Annotated in this window: 17 protein-coding genes and 1 pseudogene; 5 read left to right on the top strand and 13 right to left on the bottom strand. The window is 50.2% G+C overall.

The window, feature by feature from the left end; genetic code table 11:
- Positions 1-93 precede the first annotated feature (93 nt).
- The 11 genes from dacA to leuS form a co-directional block, all read right to left on the bottom strand.
- The gene (gene dacA / locus AABJ99_RS16670) at positions 94-1,305 is read right to left on the bottom strand and encodes a D-alanyl-D-alanine carboxypeptidase DacA (RefSeq protein WP_001092082.1); all 1,212 of its coding nucleotides are present in this window, start codon (positions 1,303-1,305) and stop codon (positions 94-96) included.
- A 139-nt stretch (positions 1,306-1,444) separates the two neighbouring features.
- Entirely contained in the window at positions 1,445-2,533 is a 1,089-nt protein-coding gene (gene rlpA / locus AABJ99_RS16665; RefSeq protein WP_001231428.1) for an endolytic peptidoglycan transglycosylase RlpA, read from the bottom strand.
- A gap of 10 nt (positions 2,534-2,543) precedes the next feature.
- On the bottom strand, positions 2,544-3,656 hold the full coding sequence (mrdB, locus tag AABJ99_RS16660) for a peptidoglycan glycosyltransferase MrdB (RefSeq protein ID WP_000131719.1): 1,113 nt from the start codon (positions 3,654-3,656) through the stop codon (positions 2,544-2,546).
- Between the two features lie 2 nt (positions 3,657-3,658).
- Positions 3,659-5,560, bottom strand: a complete 1,902-nt coding sequence (gene mrdA / locus AABJ99_RS16655) for a peptidoglycan DD-transpeptidase MrdA (RefSeq protein WP_000776191.1) — start codon at positions 5,558-5,560, stop codon at positions 3,659-3,661.
- Positions 5,561-5,590: 30 nt separating this feature from the next.
- The gene (rlmH, locus tag AABJ99_RS16650) at positions 5,591-6,058 is read right to left on the bottom strand and encodes a 23S rRNA (pseudouridine(1915)-N(3))-methyltransferase RlmH (RefSeq protein ID WP_000776104.1); all 468 of its coding nucleotides are present in this window, start codon (positions 6,056-6,058) and stop codon (positions 5,591-5,593) included.
- A gap of 3 nt (positions 6,059-6,061) precedes the next feature.
- Positions 6,062-6,379, bottom strand: a complete 318-nt coding sequence (rsfS, locus tag AABJ99_RS16645) for a ribosome silencing factor (RefSeq protein WP_001161664.1) — start codon at positions 6,377-6,379, stop codon at positions 6,062-6,064.
- Between the two features lie 259 nt (positions 6,380-6,638).
- Complete coding sequence (gene cobC / locus AABJ99_RS16640; RefSeq protein ID WP_039021078.1) at positions 6,639-7,250, bottom strand: adenosylcobalamin/alpha-ribazole phosphatase; 612 nt, start codon at positions 7,248-7,250, stop codon at positions 6,639-6,641.
- Positions 7,251-7,273: 23 nt separating this feature from the next.
- Positions 7,274-7,915 (bottom strand): nicotinate-nucleotide adenylyltransferase, encoded by a 642-nt coding sequence (gene nadD / locus AABJ99_RS16635; RefSeq protein ID WP_000838883.1) that lies wholly within the window; start codon positions 7,913-7,915, stop codon positions 7,274-7,276.
- Between the two features lies 1 nt (position 7,916).
- Positions 7,917-8,948, bottom strand: a complete 1,032-nt coding sequence (gene holA, locus AABJ99_RS16630; RefSeq protein WP_001558799.1) for a DNA polymerase III subunit delta — start codon at positions 8,946-8,948, stop codon at positions 7,917-7,919.
- On the bottom strand, positions 8,948-9,529 hold the full coding sequence (lptE, locus tag AABJ99_RS16625) for an LPS assembly lipoprotein LptE (RefSeq protein ID WP_001269681.1): 582 nt from the start codon (positions 9,527-9,529) through the stop codon (positions 8,948-8,950). Before lptE ends, holA begins: the two co-directional genes overlap by 1 nt.
- Positions 9,530-9,543: 14 nt before the next feature.
- The gene (leuS, locus tag AABJ99_RS16620) at positions 9,544-12,126 is read right to left on the bottom strand and encodes a leucine--tRNA ligase (RefSeq protein WP_168848359.1); all 2,583 of its coding nucleotides are present in this window, start codon (positions 12,124-12,126) and stop codon (positions 9,544-9,546) included.
- Between the two features lie 235 nt (positions 12,127-12,361).
- Here leuS and ybeL point away from each other — a divergent pair, with 235 nt between their 5' ends.
- Positions 12,362-12,844, top strand: a complete 483-nt coding sequence (gene ybeL, locus AABJ99_RS16615; RefSeq protein ID WP_001044873.1) for a zinc ribbon-containing protein — start codon at positions 12,362-12,364, stop codon at positions 12,842-12,844.
- A 69-nt stretch (positions 12,845-12,913) separates the two neighbouring features.
- Here ybeL and ybeQ read toward each other — a convergent pair whose 3' ends face one another.
- The gene (gene ybeQ / locus AABJ99_RS16610) at positions 12,914-13,891 is read right to left on the bottom strand and encodes a Sel1 family TPR-like repeat protein YbeQ (protein ID WP_039021079.1); all 978 of its coding nucleotides are present in this window, start codon (positions 13,889-13,891) and stop codon (positions 12,914-12,916) included.
- Positions 13,892-14,054: 163 nt separating this feature from the next.
- Between ybeQ and ybeR the strand changes: the two genes are divergently transcribed.
- Positions 14,055-14,762, top strand: coding sequence for a DUF1266 domain-containing protein (ybeR, locus tag AABJ99_RS16605; protein WP_032302673.1), 708 nt, complete (start codon positions 14,055-14,057; stop codon positions 14,760-14,762).
- Positions 14,759-16,186 (top strand): annotated as a pseudogene (djlB, locus tag AABJ99_RS16600) (J domain-containing protein). The gene ybeR and the pseudogene djlB overlap by 4 nt, the downstream one beginning before the upstream one ends.
- A 9-nt stretch (positions 16,187-16,195) precedes the next feature.
- Here djlB and ybeT read toward each other — a convergent pair.
- Positions 16,196-16,750: a tetratricopeptide repeat protein gene (gene ybeT / locus AABJ99_RS16595; RefSeq protein ID WP_039021081.1), complete on the bottom strand. Its 555-nt coding sequence runs from the start codon at positions 16,748-16,750 to the stop codon at positions 16,196-16,198.
- Between the two features lie 101 nt (positions 16,751-16,851).
- On the opposite strand from ybeT, the gene ybeU reads away from it, so the two are divergent.
- Positions 16,852-17,559: a DUF1266 domain-containing protein gene (gene ybeU, locus AABJ99_RS16590; RefSeq protein ID WP_039021082.1), complete on the top strand. Its 708-nt coding sequence runs from the start codon at positions 16,852-16,854 to the stop codon at positions 17,557-17,559.
- A complete protein-coding gene (gene djlC, locus AABJ99_RS16585; protein ID WP_039021083.1) occupies positions 17,556-19,007 on the top strand; it encodes a co-chaperone DjlC in 1,452 nt (483 codons plus the stop codon). The genes ybeU and djlC overlap by 4 nt, the downstream gene beginning before the upstream one ends.
- Positions 19,008-19,038 lie beyond the last annotated feature (31 nt).

Genomic DNA, 19,038 nt, shown 5'->3' with positions numbered 1-19,038 from the left:
CGTAATTAAATAGCAACTCCCGCCAGAAGGCGGGAGTTTTTTACTGATGCTTAGTATATGGGGGCGGAAATCACACTTTCAAGTGTTCGATTTTTAACCAAACCAGTGATGGAACATTAACTTAATGTAATCAATGATTTTGCCGAAGAAGTTGCCTTCCGGGATTTCTTGCAGCACAACCAGCGGGCGTTGTTCGATCGTTTTGCCATCAAGCTGGAAGTTGATAGTACCGACGACCTGATTCTTTTGCAGCGGCGCATGCAATTCACTGCTGTTCAGCACATAGCTGGCTTTCAGATCTTTCATGCGGCCACGCGGAATGGTCAGGTACACGTCTTTATCAACACCTAACGAAGCGCGATCAGAATCACCAAACCAAACCGGTTCAGAGGCGAACTCTTTACCTACTTTCAGTGGGTTAACGGTTTCGAAGAAACGGAAGCCCCAGGTTAGCAGTTTTTTACTTTCGGCTTCACGGCCTTTAAAAGTACGTCCGCCCATCACCGCAGAGATCAAGCGCATCTGGCCTTCAGTCGCAGAAGCAACAAGGTTGTAACCTGCTTTGTCAGTGTGTCCGGTTTTGATGCCGTCGACATTCAGGCTGTTATCCCATAACAGGCCGTTACGGTTCAGCTGGCGAATACCGTTAAACGTAAATTCTTTTTCTTTATAGATCGAGTATTCATTCGGTACGTCACGGATCAACGCCTGGCCGATCAGCGCCATATCTCGCGCGGAGCTGTACTGACCGTCAGCGTCGAGACCGTGCACGGTCTGGAAGTGAGTGTTTTTCAGGCCCAGTGCGTTAACGTAGCTGTTCATCAAGCCAACAAAAGCGTCCTGGCTACCAGCGGCAAAATCGGCCATGGCGACGCAAGCATCGTTACCCGATTGCAGGTTAATACCGCGGATCAGCTGAGAAACCGGAACCTGCATGCCCGGTTTGAGGAACATCAGCGAAGAACCTTTAAATACCGGGTTACCGGTGGCCCATGCGTCGTTGCCGATGGTGACTAAATCAGTTTCTTTAAATTTACCGGCTTTCATTGCCTGGCCGATAACGTAACTGGTCATCATTTTGGTCAGACTGGCAGGATCGCGGCGGACATCTGCGTTCTGTTCGGCGAGCACTTTGCCCGAGTTATAGTCAATCAGGATGTAGGACTCCGCATCGATCTGCGGTACACCCGGGATCATAGTTTTGATATTCAGGTCATCGGCATGTGCAGCAGAGATAAAGGCTGTGCAAAGAGCCGTGGTGAGCGCCAGGCGCTTCATGATACGAGCGGAAAAAATGGTATTCATGGTCTGAACTACGACATCCGTGATGGAATTAAAAAAAGTGCCCTACTATAGCAAATGCACTACCGGCAGGCATCTGACTTTCCGCGTGACTTTGTTAACGTCATTTACAGAAATTGACACATCAGATGCCTGCTTTACGCTACTGCGCGGTGGTAATAAATGACTGCAATTGGGCTTCGGTTTGCAAACGTTGCTGCAAGGTACTGGCTTCGGCTTTGCTGGCGAATGGGCCAAGCTGGATCCGCCAGACCGCGCCATTTTGAGTTACGCGACCGGGGACGCCGAACTTCTGTCCCAGTTGCTGTTGGTACTGTTGCGCACGCGCCTGATCGCTTACGGCCCCAACTTGCACCATAAAGTTGCCGCTAGCGCTTTGCGAGGCGGCTTGCGGTGTCACCATTGCAGGCGAGGTTGCAGGCGTTGTCGAGGGAGCTGTAACAACGGGCTGTGGCGCAGGTGTTGGTTCGCTGCCTTCCAGCACACCAGGCGCTAACGTCGTTGGTGCACCGAGGAAACCGCTGCTGGTTACCGGCGCGCCGGTCGGATCTTCGCTTTTTAGCGTCGAATTACTGACCGGAAGAATGTCACCCTGCGGGCCAGACACTGAACTTGTTCCCGCGCCACCGCTTAAATCGGGAGGTGCAGGCAGGGCGTAAGTCTGTTTGGCAACTGTGGTACAGGCCATACCAGGACCAGAAAGCGAACCATCCTGGGCGACAATAATCGGATCGATACGAACTTTGGTGTTGTTTGACGTGTTAAGACGGTCAGCTGCCGCGCGAGAAAGCGAAATAACGCGGTCGTTGCCGTAAGGACCGCGATCATTAATGCGCACCACGATCATTCGCCCGTTAGCCAGGTTAGTGATTCTGGCGTAGCTGGGGATCGGAAGCGTTGGATGGGCCGCTGTCAGCTGTGTCGGATCGAATGCTTCGCCAGAGGCCGTCAGGTTACTGCCTGGTTCGGCGTCATAGATTGCGGCCAGTCCCGCCTGGCTAAATCGAGATGGATCCTGCACGATTTTGTAGCTTTTACCATCGCGCTGGTAATCCTGATTTGCCGTCGCGTTCAGTGGTTCGAAACGCGGGTCCGCCCCGCTAATTTCAACTATGGGGCCGTTACATACCGCAGGCTGCGGTACACTTACCGTCTGTTGCTGACCATCATCGCTTGTACATGCCGCGAGCATTCCTGCCGCGATGCAGATCCCGAGCCACTGCTTACGCATTGCGCACCTCTTACACGCTTTTCGACAACATTTTCCTGTGGGTGTGGATTGACATAACAATCCCAAACCCAGCCATCAGCACAATTAGCGCTGATCCTCCATAACTGACCAGTGGGAGCGGAACCCCTACAACCGGCAGAATACCGCTTACCATACCAATATTTACGAAGACATAAACGAATAATATCAGCATTAAGCCGCCAGCCATGACGCGACCAAAGGTGGTTTGCGCTCTGGCGGCTATCCACAGCCCGCGCATGATCAGCAGAATGTAGAGAGCGAGCAGAATCAAAATGCCCACTAACCCCAGCTCTTCCGCCAGTACCGCGAAAATAAAGTCAGTATGGCGTTCGGGGAGAAATTCAAGCTGTGACTGAGTACCGTGCAGCCAGCCTTTGCCGCGTAATCCGCCGGAGCCAATAGCAATTTTAGACTGAATAATGTGATAGCCCGCGCCGAGTGGGTCTGATTCCGGGTCCAGGAGCATCATTACACGCTGGCGCTGGTAATCATGCATCAGGAAGAACCACAGAATAGGAATGAACGCCGCCACCAGCACTACTGCGACGCCAATCAGACGCCAGCTAAGGCCAGAGAGGAACAGTACAAACAGACCGGAAAGCGCAACGAGGATTGATGTTCCCAGGTCAGGCTGCGCAGCCACCAGCAGCGTGGGCATAAATATCAGCACCAGTGCGATGCCGGTGTTCTTCAACGACGGTGGACAAACGTCGCGGTTGATAAAGCGCGCTACCATTAGTGGTACGGCTATTTTGGCAATTTCTGACGGCTGAAAACGAACGATACCGAGGTCCAGCCAGCGTTGAGCGCCTTTAGAGATTGCGCCGAACGCATCTACCGCCACCAGCAAAATAATACAGATGATGTAGAGATAGGGTGCCCAGCCTTCATAAACGCGTGGAGGGATTTGCGCCATCACCACCATGATGACCAGACCCATCGCGATTTGGCCAATTTTACGCTCCATCATGCCGATATCCTGACCGCTGGCGCTCCAGATAACCAGGGCGCTGTAAACCAGCAATGCCAGTAAGATCAGCAGCATTGTGGGATCGAGATGGACTTTATCCCAGAATGTTTTTTTATTCGGATTATCCGTCATGATTAATGGTCCTCCGCTGCGGCAACCGCTGGATTTTCCGCAGGCAGATCGGTGTTGTTATCACCCAGCATAATGTGGTCGAGGATCTGGCGCATCAGCGTACCAACCGCCGGACCCGCGCCACCGTTCTCCAGAATCATGGCGACAGCCACTTGCGGATTGTTGTATGGCGCAAAGGCGGTCATCAGTTTGTGGTCACGTAAACGCTCGGCAATTTTGTGCGCATTATAGGTTTCGTTCGCTTTCAGGCCGAAGACCTGAGCCGTACCGGATTTTGCTGCAATTTTGTACGGTGCGCTGGCAAAGTATTTATGCGCCGTACCGTTAGGGCGGTTAGCAACACCGTACATACCGTCTTTTGCCAGCTCCCAGTAACCGGAATGAATATCGCCGACGGGCGGTTCATGCGGTTGTACCCATGGCACCTGTTTGCCGTCTTCAGCGGTGCTCATCAGCAAATGTGGAACTTTCACGATACCGTCATTAATCAGGATCATCAGTGCCTTACTCATCTGGATTGGGGTCGCTGTCCAGTAACCCTGACCGATACCAACCGGAATGGTGTCACCCTGATACCACGGTTTTTTAAAGCGTTTCTGTTTCCATTCGCGGGTAGGCATGTTGCCGGAACGTTCTTCCGCCAGGTCGATACCGGTGTAATGACCATAACCGAATTTACCCATCCATTCGGAGAGGCGATCGATCCCCATATCGTAGGCCACCTGATAGAAGAAGGTATCCGCAGATTCTTCCAGCGATCTTGTGACATTCAGACGCCCGTGGCCCCATTTTTTCCAGTCACGATAACGTTTTTCTGAACCTGGCAGTTGCCACCAGCCTGGGTCAAACAGCGTCGTATTGCGCGTGATCACTCCGGCGCTCAATGCCGAAACCGCCACATAGGGTTTAACTGTAGACGCGGGAGGATAAACCCCCTGTGTGGCGCGGTTCACCAGCGGTGTATTTGGGTCGTTCAGCAAGGCGGAATAATCTTTGCTGGAGATACCGTCAACAAACAGGTTTGGGTCATAACTAGGCGTGGAAACCAGCGCCAGCACCCCACCTGTACGCGGATCGGTGACTACCACCGCTGCGCGGCTACCCGCCAGCAGCGTTTCAATATATTGCTGGAGTTTGAGATCCAGCGTCAGGTAAATATCGTGTCCGGCTTGCGGTGGCACTTCTTTTAACTGGCGGATAACACGCCCACGGTTGTTAACTTCAACCTCTTCATAACCTGTCTGACCGTGCAGCACATCTTCATAGTAACGCTCAATGCCCAGCTTACCGATATCATGCGTTGCCGCATAGTTGGCCAGTTTGCCGTCATTATTCAGGCGTTCGACGTCTTTATCGTTGATTTTCGACACATAGCCGATGACGTGGGTCAACGCCGAACCGTAAGGATAGTAACGACGCTTATAGCCTTTAACTTCGACACCCGGAAAACGGTACTGATTGACGGCAAAGCGTGCCACTTGTACTTCAGTCAGGTTAGTTTTCACCGGAATGGAGGTGAAACGGTGTGAACGTGCGCGCTCTTTTCGGAATGCAGCAATATCGTCATCGGTCAGATCAACCACGCTGCGCAAAGCGTCCAGCGTTTGCTGCACGTTATCGACTTTCTCCGGCATCATCTCTATCTGGTAGATAGTGCGGTTAAGTGCCAGAGGGATACCGTTGCGGTCGTAGATAATGCCGCGGCTGGGCGCGATAGGCACCAGCTTAATGCGGTTTTCATTAGATCGGGTCTGGTAATCAGTAAAGCGAACAATTTGCAGATTATACAGGTTGGCGATAAGCACGCCGGTCAGCAGCAAAATCCCCAAAAAGGCGACCAGTGCCCGGCGCACAAACAGCGCGGACTCTGCCGTATAGTCGCGAAAAGAGTTCTGTAGTTTCATCCGCTGCGTTTTCTACTCAAAGCTCCCTTATCACTCACGGTGATAAGGATGGTTGGTGGTGATGCTCCACGCCCGGTACAGACTCTCTGCGACCAGCACGCGAACCAGCGGATGGGGAAGGGTAAGCGCCGACAGCGACCAGCTTTGTTCCGCCGCCGCTTTGCAGGCAGGCGACAACCCTTCAGGCCCGCCAATCAGCAGACTGACGTCGCGACCATCCAGTTTCCAGCGTTCCAGCTCAGCGGCTAACTGCGGCGTATCCCAGGGCTTGCCTGGAATATCGAGGGTGACAATGCGGTTTTTGCCTGCGGCTGCCAGCATCTGCTCACCCTCTTTGTCGAGTATGCGCTTGATGTCCGCATTCTTGCCGCGTTTTCCGGCCGGAATTTCAATCAGCTCGAAGGGCATATCTTTCGGAAAACGACGCAGGTACTCGGTAAAACCGGTTTGTACCCAGTCCGGCATTTTCGTTCCCACGGCGACAAGTTGCAGCTTCACGCATTAACTCCAGAGTTTTTCCAGTTCATACAGGCGACGGCTCTCTTCCTGCATGACATGGACAATCACATCGCCCAAATCCACGACAATCCAGTCGGCACTGTTTTCACCTTCTACGCCGAGCGGCAACAGGCCCGCTGCGCGAGACTCCTGCACAACGTGGTCAGCAATGGACATAACATGACGGCTGGACGTACCCGTACAGATGATCATGCAGTCGGTGATGCTGGATTTGCCTTGAACGTCTAAGGCGATGATGTCCTGACCTTTGAGGTCATCAATTTTGTCGATAACAAAATCCTGGAGTGCTTTACCCTGCAAGTTTTCCCCCTGGGTGAATCAAATAGATAAAAATGGTCTGTCAGTATACCTGAACCAGAGGCGATTTCGGGACAATTGTCGCCGAATCGGCTTTCGAAAGTGGGCTATCATCCCACCCCGCGCCGCAGATTGCATCGCCATTTTTGTAAAACAATTTCTACAAAGTCGTGTCTGGCGAAAAAAGTCTGGCTGCGGAGAATATCAGCCTGCCCGGGGCTGTCAATGGTCGTTGCGGCTTACCCGTAAAAAAACAGAAAAGTCATGTATTCTCGACCCCGATGGCACGGCTATTGAGGACGCGTAGCGTCGCGAATTTTTGGTTGATATCAATGGCGCTCCAACACCCCTGGTCAACGCGAAAATGCCACATAGCCTCGGCAGGCATGCCAATTAAACGAGCGATTAACAGACTCAGTACACCCTGATGGCTGACGACTAAAATATTCTGATAGTGCTGAAATTCACTAAGCCTTGCGATAAACCGTTCCACACGTTGTGAAAATGCCTGAAATCCTTCACCGTTCGTGGGGATAGCATGCTGCCAGTCATTGCACCACGCGCTATAGTTTTCGGCATCTTCTTGCATGAGGTCGCGATGATGTCGCATCTCCCAGTCGCCAAAAAACATTTCGTTGAGTTCAGGGATGATTTGCACGGGGAGCTGGCGATCACTGAGAACCAGTCGCGCGGTATGCTGTGCCCGTTCCAGTTCACTGCATAAAACCAGGTCAAAGGAAACACCATGTAGCAGCGTATGCAGATTTTGCGCTTGCTCAATACCGCGCGCAGTCAGGGGTGTGGGAGCATGACCGCTGTACAGACCATCGATATTCGCTTGCGTTTCGCCATGACGAATTAACCACAGTCGCATCATGCCCTCCGTAACGACAGGTATCAGCGATACAAGCCTTGTTGGTTAATGTAAGTCAGTACCGGTTCCGGCAATAAATCCTCACACGATTCACCGTTTTGCAAACGTTCGCGGATGATGGTCGCCGAGATGTTAAACCACGGCGTTTCAGCCAGATAAATTTTACCGGCAGGCTGAAGATGGAGATCTTCCGGGTTATGTGTCAAATGATCTTCCAGCCATTGCTGGTATTGCGGTTGCGCCATTTCAAGTGGGTAACCTGGACGCCGACAGACGATCAAATGTGCATTGTCGAGTATCGTTTCGTATTCGTACCAGGTCGGAAAGGTCAGCAGTGAATCCTGACCTATAATAAACGCCAGCGGCACGTCCGGCCCTTGTTCATGCCGCCACTCTTTCAGTGTTTGCGCAGTGTAAGAGGGGGCATTGCGCTTTAGCTCGCGTTCATCAAGAGTAAATAATGGCTTGTCGGCAATCGCCAGTTCAAGCATGTGTTTACGCTGTACGCTGTTCGCTTCCGGCTGGGGACGATGCGGAGGAACATTATTAGGGATGATTGTGACCCGCGTCAGACCAATCAAATTCGCCAGCGTTTCCACGGGTTTAAGATGACCATAGTGCACCGGATCAAAGGTGCCACCAAACAGAGCCTGTAAAGATTTCATATCAACCGTCGATAAATACGTCCGCCAGCGGTTTATGGCACAACAGAAGAGATAATCCTTCCAGCTCTGCCCATACTGACTGACCGTAATCTTGTTTGAGGGTGAGTTCCGTTCGTGTCAGGAGTTGCACGGCCTGACGTAACTGCGGCTGGCTTAAGCGGTTTAGCGCCTCGCCCATCATGCCCCGGCGGTTCTGCCAAACGCGATGTTTATCAAACAACGCACGCAGTGGCGTATGGGCAGACTGGCGTTTCAGGTTAACCAGTAACAACAGTTCTCGTTGTAATGTGCGCAACAAAATAACCGGCTCGCTGCCTTCCAGACGCAGTTGCTGAAGAATATGCAATGCGCGCTTACTTTTTCCCATCAACAAAGCATCAACCCAATGAAAAGGGGTGAAATGCGCGGCATCATTCACCGCCTGTTCAACGCGCGGTAATGTCAGTTTGCCGTCCGGCCAGAGCAGCGATAAACGCTCCAGTGCCTGGGCCAGTGCCAGCAGGTTACCTTCATAACAGTAGCAGAGCACCTGATTTGCGGCGTCATCCAGTTCTAAGTTGAGCTGTTTTGCACGCGCAGCAACCCAGCGGGGAAGCTGAGCCTGCTCCGGCGTCTGACAGGTCACCTGCACGCTGCGATTCGCAAGAGCAGTAAACCAGGCAGCATTTTCTTGCGCTTTGCTTAATTTATTACCGCGGACGATCAACAGCAGGTCGTCATGCAGAAGTCCAGTGAGTGTGAGAAGTTGTTCATTGATCGCCGCATTCGGTCCGTTTTCTGGTAACAACAGCAATAGCGTTTGTCGACTGGCAAACAGACTCATGGCCTGGCATAACGAAAAGACCGCATTCCAGTCAGTGTTGGGATCAATGGAAAAAGTGTGGTGTTCTTCGAATCCTTGTGCCGCAGCGACCTGACGAATAGCGTCCTGGCTTTCCTGCAATAACAGAGGATCGTTACCAAGTAAAAGATACGCCGCGCGCAGCCCTTCATTGAGCTGCGCGCGGAGTTGTTCTGGGTACAACCGAATCATCAGTTACCCAGCGTGGTGGAGACGCGTGCAGGTGTTGCCGGGGTATCCGTTGTGGTCGACGTCTGTTCTTCATCGGAACGAATATCCGCAGCACGGATGCTTGGCAGCTTACGAATCAGCTGTTCGGCAGCACGGTCGTACATCTCTTTTACGATCATGTCTTGTTCGTTATCTTTCGCTAACGCCATTTGCGGGTTATCAAAGAACGAACGGAAGACCTTGGCGCTAATCGGGTAGATGTCACGGCCGGGGATCAACACGGTCGCATTGACCGTCATGATCATCTGATACTCTGCTGTTTGACCGTTACGGAATACCGATGCGGTATCTTTCGCGATGCTCACTTTACCCAAACGCAGGGATGGAACGTCCTTACGAGTGGTTTCTTTATTAAGCAACTCGACACCGTTCAGACGTAACTGGTTACGTACCGCACGACTTAACGGCCCGTTCGGGTCGCCAGAGTCCAGGATCATGACCTTCATAGTGGAAGGAACCTGCGTAGTATCACGCAGATGCCAGCCACACCCGGCGGTGATCAACACCGCCAGAGATAACAACAATGTTGCCAGATATCGCACGCTTCCTCCCGCGCTTAGCCAACGACCAGATTGAGGAGTTTACCCGGTACATAAATCACTTTACGCACGGTAACGCCATCAAGATATTTTGCTACCAGATGTTCCTGGCCAGCACGTTCGCGAACCTGTTCTTCCGTTGCGTCCACCGGAACAGTGATTTTGGCACGGACTTTACCGTTAACCTGCACCACCACCAGCGTGGAGTCTTCCACCATCGCTTTTTCGTCAGCAACCGGCCACGGCGCGTTGTCGATATCGCCTTCGCCTTTCAGTTCCTGCCACAGCGTGAAGCAGATGTGCGGGGTGAACGGGTTAAGCATACGGACTACCGCCAGCAGCGCTTCCTGCATCAGGGCGCGATCCTGCTCGCCATCGGTCGGTGCTTTCGCCAGTTTGTTCATCAGCTCCATAATTGCCGCAATCGCGGTGTTGAAGGTCTGACGACGGCCGATATCATCGGTCACTTTAGCGATAGTTTTATGAACATCGCGACGCAGTGCTTTCTGATCTTCAGTCAACGCGTCGACATTCAGTGCTGCAACATCACCTTTTGCAGTGTGCTCGTAAACCAGTTTCCAGACACGTTTCAGGAAGCGGTTAGCCCCTTCCACGCCAGACTCCTGCCATTCGAGAGTCATATCCGCCGGAGAAGCAAACATCATAAACAGACGAACGGTGTCCGCGCCGTAACGTTCAACCATCACCTGTGGGTCGATACCGTTGTTCTTCGACTTGGACATTTTGCTCATGCCGGTATAAACCAGTTCATGGCCTGCCGTGTCTTTCGCTTTCACGATACGGCCTTTCTCGTCACGTTCAACGATAGCATCAACTGGGGAAACCCAGTTACGCTCGCCGTTTTCGCCAACATAGTAGAAGGCATCCGCCAGCACCATACCCTGACACAGCAACTGTTTTGCTGGTTCGTCAGAGTTCACCATGCCTGCATCACGCATCAGTTTGTGGAAGAAGCGGAAGTAGAGCAGGTGCATAATGGCGTGTTCGATACCACCAATGTAGATATCCACCGGCAGCCAGTAGTTGGCCGCTTCGGAATCCAGCATACCTTCTTTGTACTCAGGGCAAGTGTAGCGCGCATAGTACCAGGAGGACTCCATAAAGGTGTCGAAAGTATCGGTTTCACGCAGCGCTGGCATACCGTTAACGGTGGTTTTTGCCCACTCAGGATCAGCTTTTATCGGGCTGGTAATGCCGTCCATCACCACATCTTCCGGCAGGATCACCGGCAGCTGGTCGTCCGGGGTCGGCATAACAGTACCGTCTTCCAGTGTTACCATCGGAATCGGCGCGCCCCAGTAACGTTGACGGGAAACACCCCAGTCGCGCAGGCGATAGTTCACTTTACGCTCGCCAACACCCATCGCAGTCAGTTTATCGGCAATGGCGTTGAAGGCTGCTTCATGATCAAGGCCGTTGAACTCGCCAGAGTTGAACAGCACGCCTTTTTCGGTCAGGGCTTGCTGCGAAAGATCTGGCTCAGAGCCGTCAGCTGCCAGGATAACCGGTTTGATGTTCAGGCCGTATTTAGAGGCAAACTCGTAGTCGCGCTGGTCGTGACCCGGAACCGCCATGACTGCGCCGGTGCCGTATTCCATCAATACGAAGTTTGCTGCCCAAACCGGAATTTCTTCGCCCGTTAATGGGTGAACCGCTTTAAAGCCAGTATCGACGCCTTTTTTCTCCATCGTCGCCATTTCAGCTTCGGCAACTTTGGTGTTACGGCATTCGTCAATAAAGGCGGCCAGTTCAGGATTATTTTCCGCCGCTTTCTGTGCCAGCGGATGACCTGCCGCTACCGCCAGGTAGGTACAACCCATAAAGGTGTCCGGGCGGGTAGTGTAAACAGTCAGCGTGTTGTCATAGTCGTTAACGTTGAAGGTGATTTCCACGCCTTCAGAACGACCGATCCAGTTACGCTGCATGGTTTTAACGGTGTCTGGCCAGTGATCCAGTTTATCCAGATCGTTGAGCAGCTCGTCAGCGTAAGCGGTGATTTTGATAAACCACTGCGGGATCTCTTTACGCTCAACTTTGGTATCGCAGCGCCAGCAGCAGCCGTCGATAACCTGTTCGTTCGCCAGTACGGTCTGGTCGTTCGGGCACCAGTTGACCGCAGAAGTCTTCTTATATACCAGGCCTTTTTTATACAGCTCGGTGAAGAATTTCTGTTCCCAACGGTAGTATTCCGGTGTACAGGTTGCCAGCTCGCGGCTCCAGTCATAACCAAAGCCCAGCATTTTGAGCTGGTTTTTCATGTACGCGATGTTGTCGTACGTCCACGGTGCTGGCGCGGTGTTATTTTTCACCGCTGCGCCTTCCGCAGGCAGACCAAACGCGTCCCAGCCGATCGGCTGCAGAACGTTTTTGCCCAGCATGCGCTGGTAACGGGCGATCACGTCACCGATGGTGTAGTTACGTACGTGGCCCATGTGTAGTCGACCAGAAGGATAGGGAAGCATAGACAGGCAGTAATACTTCTCTTTGCTCTCGTCTTCTGTTACTTCAAATGTGCGCTTCTCATCCCAATGAAGCTGTACTTTGGATTCTATCTCTTCCGGGCGGTATTGCTCTTGCATGGCAGCCAGTGGTCCTGTTTTCATTACGGCTACAAAAGTAGCGTTAGAGGTGGTTTTTCAGATCCGCATAGCATAGCCCAAACGTCCGCGTCAAAACAGCCTTTCGCGCACTCGACGTTGAAATGATGCCCGGATTATTCATACATTAATTTACAGAGTTTGTGGGCGTAATAGCAAAGCAAGGAACAAAGAACGTCTATTATTATAGTCAGTTAACGACCCGGGAGATGAAACGATGAACAAGGTTGCTCAATATTACCGTGAACTGGTCGCGTCACTGAGCGAACGCCTGCGTAATGGCGAACGTGATATCGACGCACTGGTGGAACAGGCGCGCGAGCGCGTAATAAAAACAGGGGAGTTAACGCGAACCGAGGTTGATGAGCTGACGCGAGCTATCAGACGTGACCTGGAAGAGTTCGCCATGAGCTATGAAGAGAGCCTGAAAGAAGAATCTGACAGCGTCTTTATGCGGGTGATTAAAGAAAGCCTCTGGCAGGAACTGGCGGACATTACCGATAAAACGCAACTTGAGTGGCGCGAAGTTTTCCAGGATCTCAATCATCACGGGGTTTATCACAGCGGGGAAGTCGTAGGTCTGGGGAATCTGGTCTGCGAGAAATGTCACTTCCATCTCCCAATCTACACACCGGAAGTGCTGACGCTATGCCCGAAATGTGGTCATGATCAGTTCCAGAGACGCCCGTTCGAGCCTTAATGGTCCGATTTCAAACAGCAATAAAGAGAATATGGGCCGAATAAAATTCCCCGGCCCTTGTTTTTATCTCTACAGTAAATCTTCAATCTCACGGATTTTTTGACTGACATCCCTGGTACCGGATGACTGAACTTTACGATACAGATCGAGAGCCTGTCGGAGATCGACAGGTCTTCCTTCTCCGTAATGATACATAATGGCAAGGTTATACCAGGCAGTGGCATTATCGCATTCAGCGGCTTTCGTAAACCATTCAAAGGCGGCCTGATAATCCTTCTCAACGCCTTGACCGTGTTTATACATATAGCCGATGTTAACGTAAGCGCCGACGCTTTCCTGAGCGGCAGCCTTCAGATACCAGTACATTGCTTGCTTATAGTCCTGGTCAACCCCTTCGCCAGAGTTATAATCCCACGCAATTTGAAATTGAGCGTGCCGATTACCTTGCTGTGCGCTTTTCAAATACCAGAATGCGGCAAGAGCTTTGTTTTGGGCAACACCTTTACCGTCTTCATAAAGATCGGCCAGATTGTCTTGTGCGTAACTATGGCCTTGCAATGCAGCTTGTTTGTACCAGAAAAATGCCAGCGCATAGTCTTGTGCGACTCCTTTGCCATTTCTGTACATCCACCCAAGATTATTTTGCGCATAAGACATTCCGCTCTCCGCGGCTATCTGATACCAGACAACCGCTTCTTTATAGTTGGGGTCTTCTCCACGATCCAGTATCCAGCCAAGGGAGTTGGAAGCGAAAGTATGGCCTTGTAGGGCAGCTTTTTTCAGCCAAAAGATGGCTTGCCCATTATCTTTATGACGGCTTTTATCCTCGGTATACTTTTGCCCTAAGGAATATTGTGCTTCACAATGACCTTGCTCAGCGGCCAGCTTCAGCCAGTAAAAGGCCTTTTCGTCGTCCGGAGAGTCAATTGCGCTATCGCGATTATAATAAAACCCAACAATATATTGAGCCTCGCAATCGCCTTTTTCAGCACGTTCGATAATCTCATCTATTGATAAATTATCGCAGCAACTTGACGTAAAAATCATTATCATTTCCTTATGGTTGTAGATAAAACATATTATATTTTTATGTATTCCATTTTTGCGTAAGCCTTATTTTATGCGTATTATGTTGCGTCAGAAAAGTATAAATAACTGAGTCTCGCAATGTAGTTTACATTCATTAAATGAATGTTTAAGGATAAATTATATGGACATGGAGTCGCAAAAAATATTGTTTGCACTTTCCACTCCGATGGAAATACGCAATGAATGCTGTTTACCTTCGCATTCATCCCCCAAAATGTATTTAGGTACATGCTTTTTTGACCTTTCTTCCTCATGGGGAATTGATGACCGTGATGACCTGCTGCGTACAATTCACCGAATGATCGATAACGGTCATGCTGCGCGGTTGGCTGGTTTTTATCACCGCTGGTTTCGTTATTCTCCATGTGAATGGCGTGACTATCTTGCTGAACTAAATGAGCAAGGTCAGGCTTATGCGCAATTTGTCGCCAGCACCGCCGAATGCTGTGGTGAGGGAGGAATTAAAGCCTGGGATTATGTCCGGATGGGTTTTTTAAGCCGAATGGGCGTACTTAATAACTGGTTGAGCGAAGAAGAAAGTCTATGGATCCAGTCGCGCATTCATCTACGGGCGCTACGTTATTATAGTAACTGGCAGCAGTATTTTGCCGGTTATACCTTTGGTCGGCAATATTGGCAGTCTCCCGAAGATGATAATCTTCAGTTATTACGTGAATTTTTAGCGCGTAAAGAATACGACGATTCCGGCAATGATATGTTTTATCAATTATTTGCCAGTGATGATGCGTATTACCCTACCTTGTCCTGGCAACCATTGGCTTACTATTCTGCATGCCCGGAAACGCTTAAGGATATGAGCGATCTATGAAAAATTGCTGGAAGATTCTCGAAATAGAGGAAACGACTGACGTCGATATTATCCGCTGCGCTTATCTGGCGCTGTTACCGTCCTTTCATCCAGAAACCGATCCGCAGGGTTTTAAACAACTTCGTCAGGCGTATGAGGACGCGCTACGGATTGCGCAGTCGCCTGCTAAATCTGTTTGGCAACCAGAAGAACATGAAGTTGCAGAACATTAAATTCTGCTCGCCTTTCGTGCGTTACTCGCCTCTGATAGCGAACGTTTTCTGCCCTCTGCCTGGCAGCGATTCATTCAGCAATTAAATTATTGCTCGATGGAAGATATTGATGAATTACGCTGGTCGCTGTGCACAATAGCCATGAACACTGCCCATTTATCCTTCGAGTGCGTGGTGTTATTAGCAGAAAGATTGCGGTGGTTGCAGGAGGAAAACGTCGGGGAAATAGACGAAGAAGAACTGGAATCCTTTTTATATGCCATTGCGAAGGGGAATGTTTTTAACTTCCAGACCATTCTGCATCTGCCCGTTGCCGTACAAAATGACACCATTGATTTTTACCAAATGTTCGCTCGGATTTGGTCATCGCATCCAGAATGGCTGACATTGTATTTAGCGCAACATCGCGCGGTAATTATCCCCGATGATGCAAATTTGCACATAAATTTACTCCGCTGGTATAGCACAAGCCGTCTGGATATCCCCGAACTTCTGGATTACGCCCGGTCGTGGCGGGAAGCTGAACCTGATAATGAAGATGCGCGTTATTATGAATACGCGCAACGCGTCTATTGTGGAGAAGGCGAAAGCCTGCTGGCAGAACTTTGTGACTACTGGCGCGAGTATCCCTCCACCCAGGCGGATGCTTTAATGTTGCAATGGTGCCGTCAGCATCGGGTCGATTATTACCCGTTAGTCGTGATGATGATTGAAGCACGTGAACTGGTTAACGATCAGGGGAAACCGTTACTTTATGTTCCTGGCGACAGTGCGCGTACGCGCTTTCAATTATACGAAATACTCAGCGATGAGAAACTCTCTGCGCTGGGGCGTTCTCTGGTTGAGATGGTTTTGCACAAAGGGCGTAAGCCGCGAATCTCACTCACGCGTGATACAGAACATCCCTTATGGCCATTATATTTAGTTGCTAAACAATTAGTTCAGGCTAGCCAACCGACAGAAGAATCATTAATGCCGATCGTCAGCCGCCTTGATGCAGAAGATCGTTGTCCACTGGAAGCATTAATGATTCGTCGATTATTAATTCAGGCGGCAAATTTTACCGAGAAGCAAACCGTCGAGCCGGAGCCGCAACCGCAGCCAATGCCCGTTGACGATGGTGGGCCGGGCTGTCTGGGCATCATTAAAATTATTTTCTATATTTTTATCTTTGCCGGTTTGATAGGGAAAATACTTCATCTGTTCGGGTGAAAGTCGACGTTAATGTGCGGGAAGCTCTGCAAGTAATCTTTCCGCATTTTTATAATGTTGCTCTGCCGCCAGTTCTAACCATTTGCGAGCTTCATAATTGTTGGTGCTAATGCCCGTGCCGTTTCTGTAGATCAAACCCAACGTGTATTGTGCATGAACATGCCCTTGTTCAGCTGCTTCCTTATACCAGAGAATTGCTTTACGGGTATCGGGTTTGACCCCCAGACCTTTGAGGTAGATCCACCCCAGTTTACTTTGCGCGCGTGGATTTTTCTGTTCCGCTGATTGCTCATACCAGTATCTCGCCTGTGTATAATCCAGTGGTTTACCGTCGCTACCATGAAGATAAAATTCTCCAAGGCGATATTGCGACGTTGAGTGACCATGAATCGCGGAAAGCTCCGTGGCTGCCGTGGTGAATGGAAGACTGCCCGGTGAGCTTAAATAATCAAAGGCATAATTCGCCATGGCTTTATCACGCAACGTCGTTTTCTTGGGTTGGCTAATACAGGTTATTGCTGCAACTATAAATATTGCGAATATATACATTAATTTTTTATTCATGTGTGAATGCTTCGATTTTCTTTTTATTTTGAAAGCATCAAGTTTATACTCATCAATAATAAAAAAGTAGTCAGTTAATGCACTTAAGGGATTATTAACAAATGAATAAGGAAGAACAATATCTTCTTTTTGCGCTTTCTACGCCCATGGAAATACTTAATCAGGGTTGCAAGCCCGCGCATGACTCGCCAAAAATGTATACCGGGATAAAAGAATTCGATCTCTCATCATCCTGGGGAATAAATAATCGTGATGATTTAATTCAGACTATTTATCAGATGACCGATGATGGTCATGCCAATGATTTAGCTGGCTTATATCTGACATGGCATCGCTCTTCCCCTGAAGAGTGGAAAGCATTAATTGCTGGCGGCTCGGAGAGAGGGTTGATTTATACCCAATTCGTTGCCCAAACCGCTAAGTGTTGTGGGGAAGGGGGAATCAAAGCCTGGGATTATGTGCGGATGGGTTTTTTATCACGGGTTGGTGTGCTCAACAAGTGGCTGACGGAAGACGAGAGTTTATGGCTGCAATCGCGCGTCTATATACGAGCACACCATTACTATCACAGCTGGATGCACTATTTTTCCGCCTATTCGTTAGGGCGTCTCTACTGGCAATCTTCTCAGTGCGAAGACAACGCTTCGCTACGCGAGGCGCTAACCCTGTACAAATACGATAGCGCCGGGAGTCGGATGTTCGAAGAGCTGGCAGCGGGAAGCGACCGTTTCTATGCCACGCTTCCCTGGCAGCCATTAACTGTCCAGCCTGAATGCCCGGTAACGCTTAAGGATGTGAGCGACCTATGAAAACATGTTGGCAAATCCTCGAAATTGAAAGCACGACGCAAATAGACATTATCCGCCAGGCTTATCTTGCTCGCTTACCGTTGTGTCATCCCGAAACCGATCCGCAGGGGTTTAAAGCATTACGCCAGGCCTATGAAGAGGCGCTGCGACTGGCGGTAAATCCTGTCGAGGAAGCAGATGATGAAGAAAAAGATGCCGCCGCTGAACATGAAATACTACGTGCATTCAGGGCATTACTGGATTCTGAAAGTGATCGTTTTCAGCCCTCCGCCTGGCAGAAATTTATTCAGCAATTAAATACCTGGAACATGGAGGATGTCGATCAATTACGCTGGCCGCTGTGTGCAGTCGCTATAGAAGCGCGATATCTTTCATTAAATTGTGCTTCTTTGCTGGCAGAGCGTTTGAACTGGCATTCGTTTAATGACAGCGAAGGAATGGATGAGGAAGAAAGGGAGGCTTTTCTTGAGGCCATTCAGGCTGGTGATTGTTTCGATTTCCTTAGCCTTCTGGAATATCCCGTCGCGTTGCAGAACCAGACTGTTGAGTATTACTTCGCGCTGGAACGCTGCTGCCGTTACCATCCTGACTATGTCACTGCGTTTATGGCAATGGAAGGTCCGTGGTTCATTCCTGATGATGTCAAGTTACATCGCAAACTGTTGCGCTGGTACAGCTCGGTGAAAACAGGTATGGCGGAACTTATTCCTGTTGCCCTACAGTGGCAAACGGAAGAACCAGAAAGTGAAGATGCCCGATATTACCAGTGTGCGCAACGGTTGTACTGCGGCGAGGGGGAAAGCATGCTTGCCGATCTCTGTGGTTACTGGGAAAGTTATCCATCTACACAAGCCGATAATTTGTTGTTGCAGTGGAGCAAGCGTCATTGCCCGGATTATTTCGCGTTATTAGTGATGGTTATCGAAGCGCGAAGCATGATAGATGCGCAAGGTCAACCGTTGAAATATGTTCCTGGTGAGAGCGCCCGGACGCGGCTGTTATGGGCGGAAATTTTACATAGCGGAAAATTATCGCCGTTAGGTCAATCGTTTATTGAGTCGTTATTCTTCAAGCGCAAAGCATGGGCATGGTGGAAATCGAGAGTCGGTAGCGAGACAGAACAAGATTCACCGTTACTGGATTTGTATCGGGTAGCGGAACAGGTTGTGCTGGAAGCGTTTCCGAAACAAGAGATGCTGGCCCGCCTGAATGCGCGACTGGAACGAGGAGAAGCACATCCGTTAGAAGCCATTATTACTCACATGCTGTTGACGAAAGTGAAGCTCGAGCCGGTGGAAGAAGATATCGACGAGCCAGCACCTGAAGAACACGAAGAGAAGAATAATGAGAGTGAAAAACCACAGAGCATTGCCAGCATTATCAAAATCAGCTTAACGGTGCTGGTGATAGGTTACGCGCTCGGTAAAATCGCGATGTTGTTCAGTTAGATATGAGGCTAACGCATCTTATCCTTCAACG

It is taken from the genome of Escherichia coli, assembly GCF_036503815.1.
GTDB classification, from domain to species: Bacteria; Pseudomonadota; Gammaproteobacteria; order Enterobacterales; family Enterobacteriaceae; genus Escherichia; species Escherichia coli_F.
This window is presented reverse-complemented; position numbering and strand designations above follow the sequence as displayed.

What these genes read in the sequence shown, in the direction of transcription:
- ybeQ (WP_039021079.1), bottom strand. Translation starts at nt 13,891, where the DNA reads ATGATTTTTACGTCAAGTTGCTGCGATAATTTATCAATAGATGAGATT.
- dacA (WP_001092082.1), bottom strand. Translation starts at nt 1,305, where the DNA reads ATGAATACCATTTTTTCCGCTCGTATCATGAAGCGCCTGGCGCTCACC.
- mrdA (WP_000776191.1), bottom strand. Translation starts at nt 5,560, where the DNA reads ATGAAACTACAGAACTCTTTTCGCGACTATACGGCAGAGTCCGCGCTG.
- ybeR (WP_032302673.1), top strand. Translation starts at nt 14,055, where the DNA reads ATGGACATGGAGTCGCAAAAAATATTGTTTGCACTTTCCACTCCGATG.
- ybeL (WP_001044873.1), top strand. Translation starts at nt 12,362, where the DNA reads ATGAACAAGGTTGCTCAATATTACCGTGAACTGGTCGCGTCACTGAGC.
- cobC (WP_039021078.1), bottom strand. Translation starts at nt 7,250, where the DNA reads ATGCGACTGTGGTTAATTCGTCATGGCGAAACGCAAGCGAATATCGAT.
- mrdB (WP_000131719.1), bottom strand. Translation starts at nt 3,656, where the DNA reads ATGACGGATAATCCGAATAAAAAAACATTCTGGGATAAAGTCCATCTC.
- holA (WP_001558799.1), bottom strand. Translation starts at nt 8,948, where the DNA reads ATGATTCGGTTGTACCCAGAACAACTCCGCGCGCAGCTCAATGAAGGG.
- ybeU (WP_039021082.1), top strand. Translation starts at nt 16,852, where the DNA reads ATGAATAAGGAAGAACAATATCTTCTTTTTGCGCTTTCTACGCCCATG.
- djlC (WP_039021083.1), top strand. Translation starts at nt 17,556, where the DNA reads ATGAAAACATGTTGGCAAATCCTCGAAATTGAAAGCACGACGCAAATA.
- leuS (WP_168848359.1), bottom strand. Translation starts at nt 12,126, where the DNA reads ATGCAAGAGCAATACCGCCCGGAAGAGATAGAATCCAAAGTACAGCTT.
- ybeT (WP_039021081.1), bottom strand. Translation starts at nt 16,750, where the DNA reads ATGAATAAAAAATTAATGTATATATTCGCAATATTTATAGTTGCAGCA.
- rlpA (WP_001231428.1), bottom strand. Translation starts at nt 2,533, where the DNA reads ATGCGTAAGCAGTGGCTCGGGATCTGCATCGCGGCAGGAATGCTCGCG.
- nadD (WP_000838883.1), bottom strand. Translation starts at nt 7,915, where the DNA reads ATGAAATCTTTACAGGCTCTGTTTGGTGGCACCTTTGATCCGGTGCAC.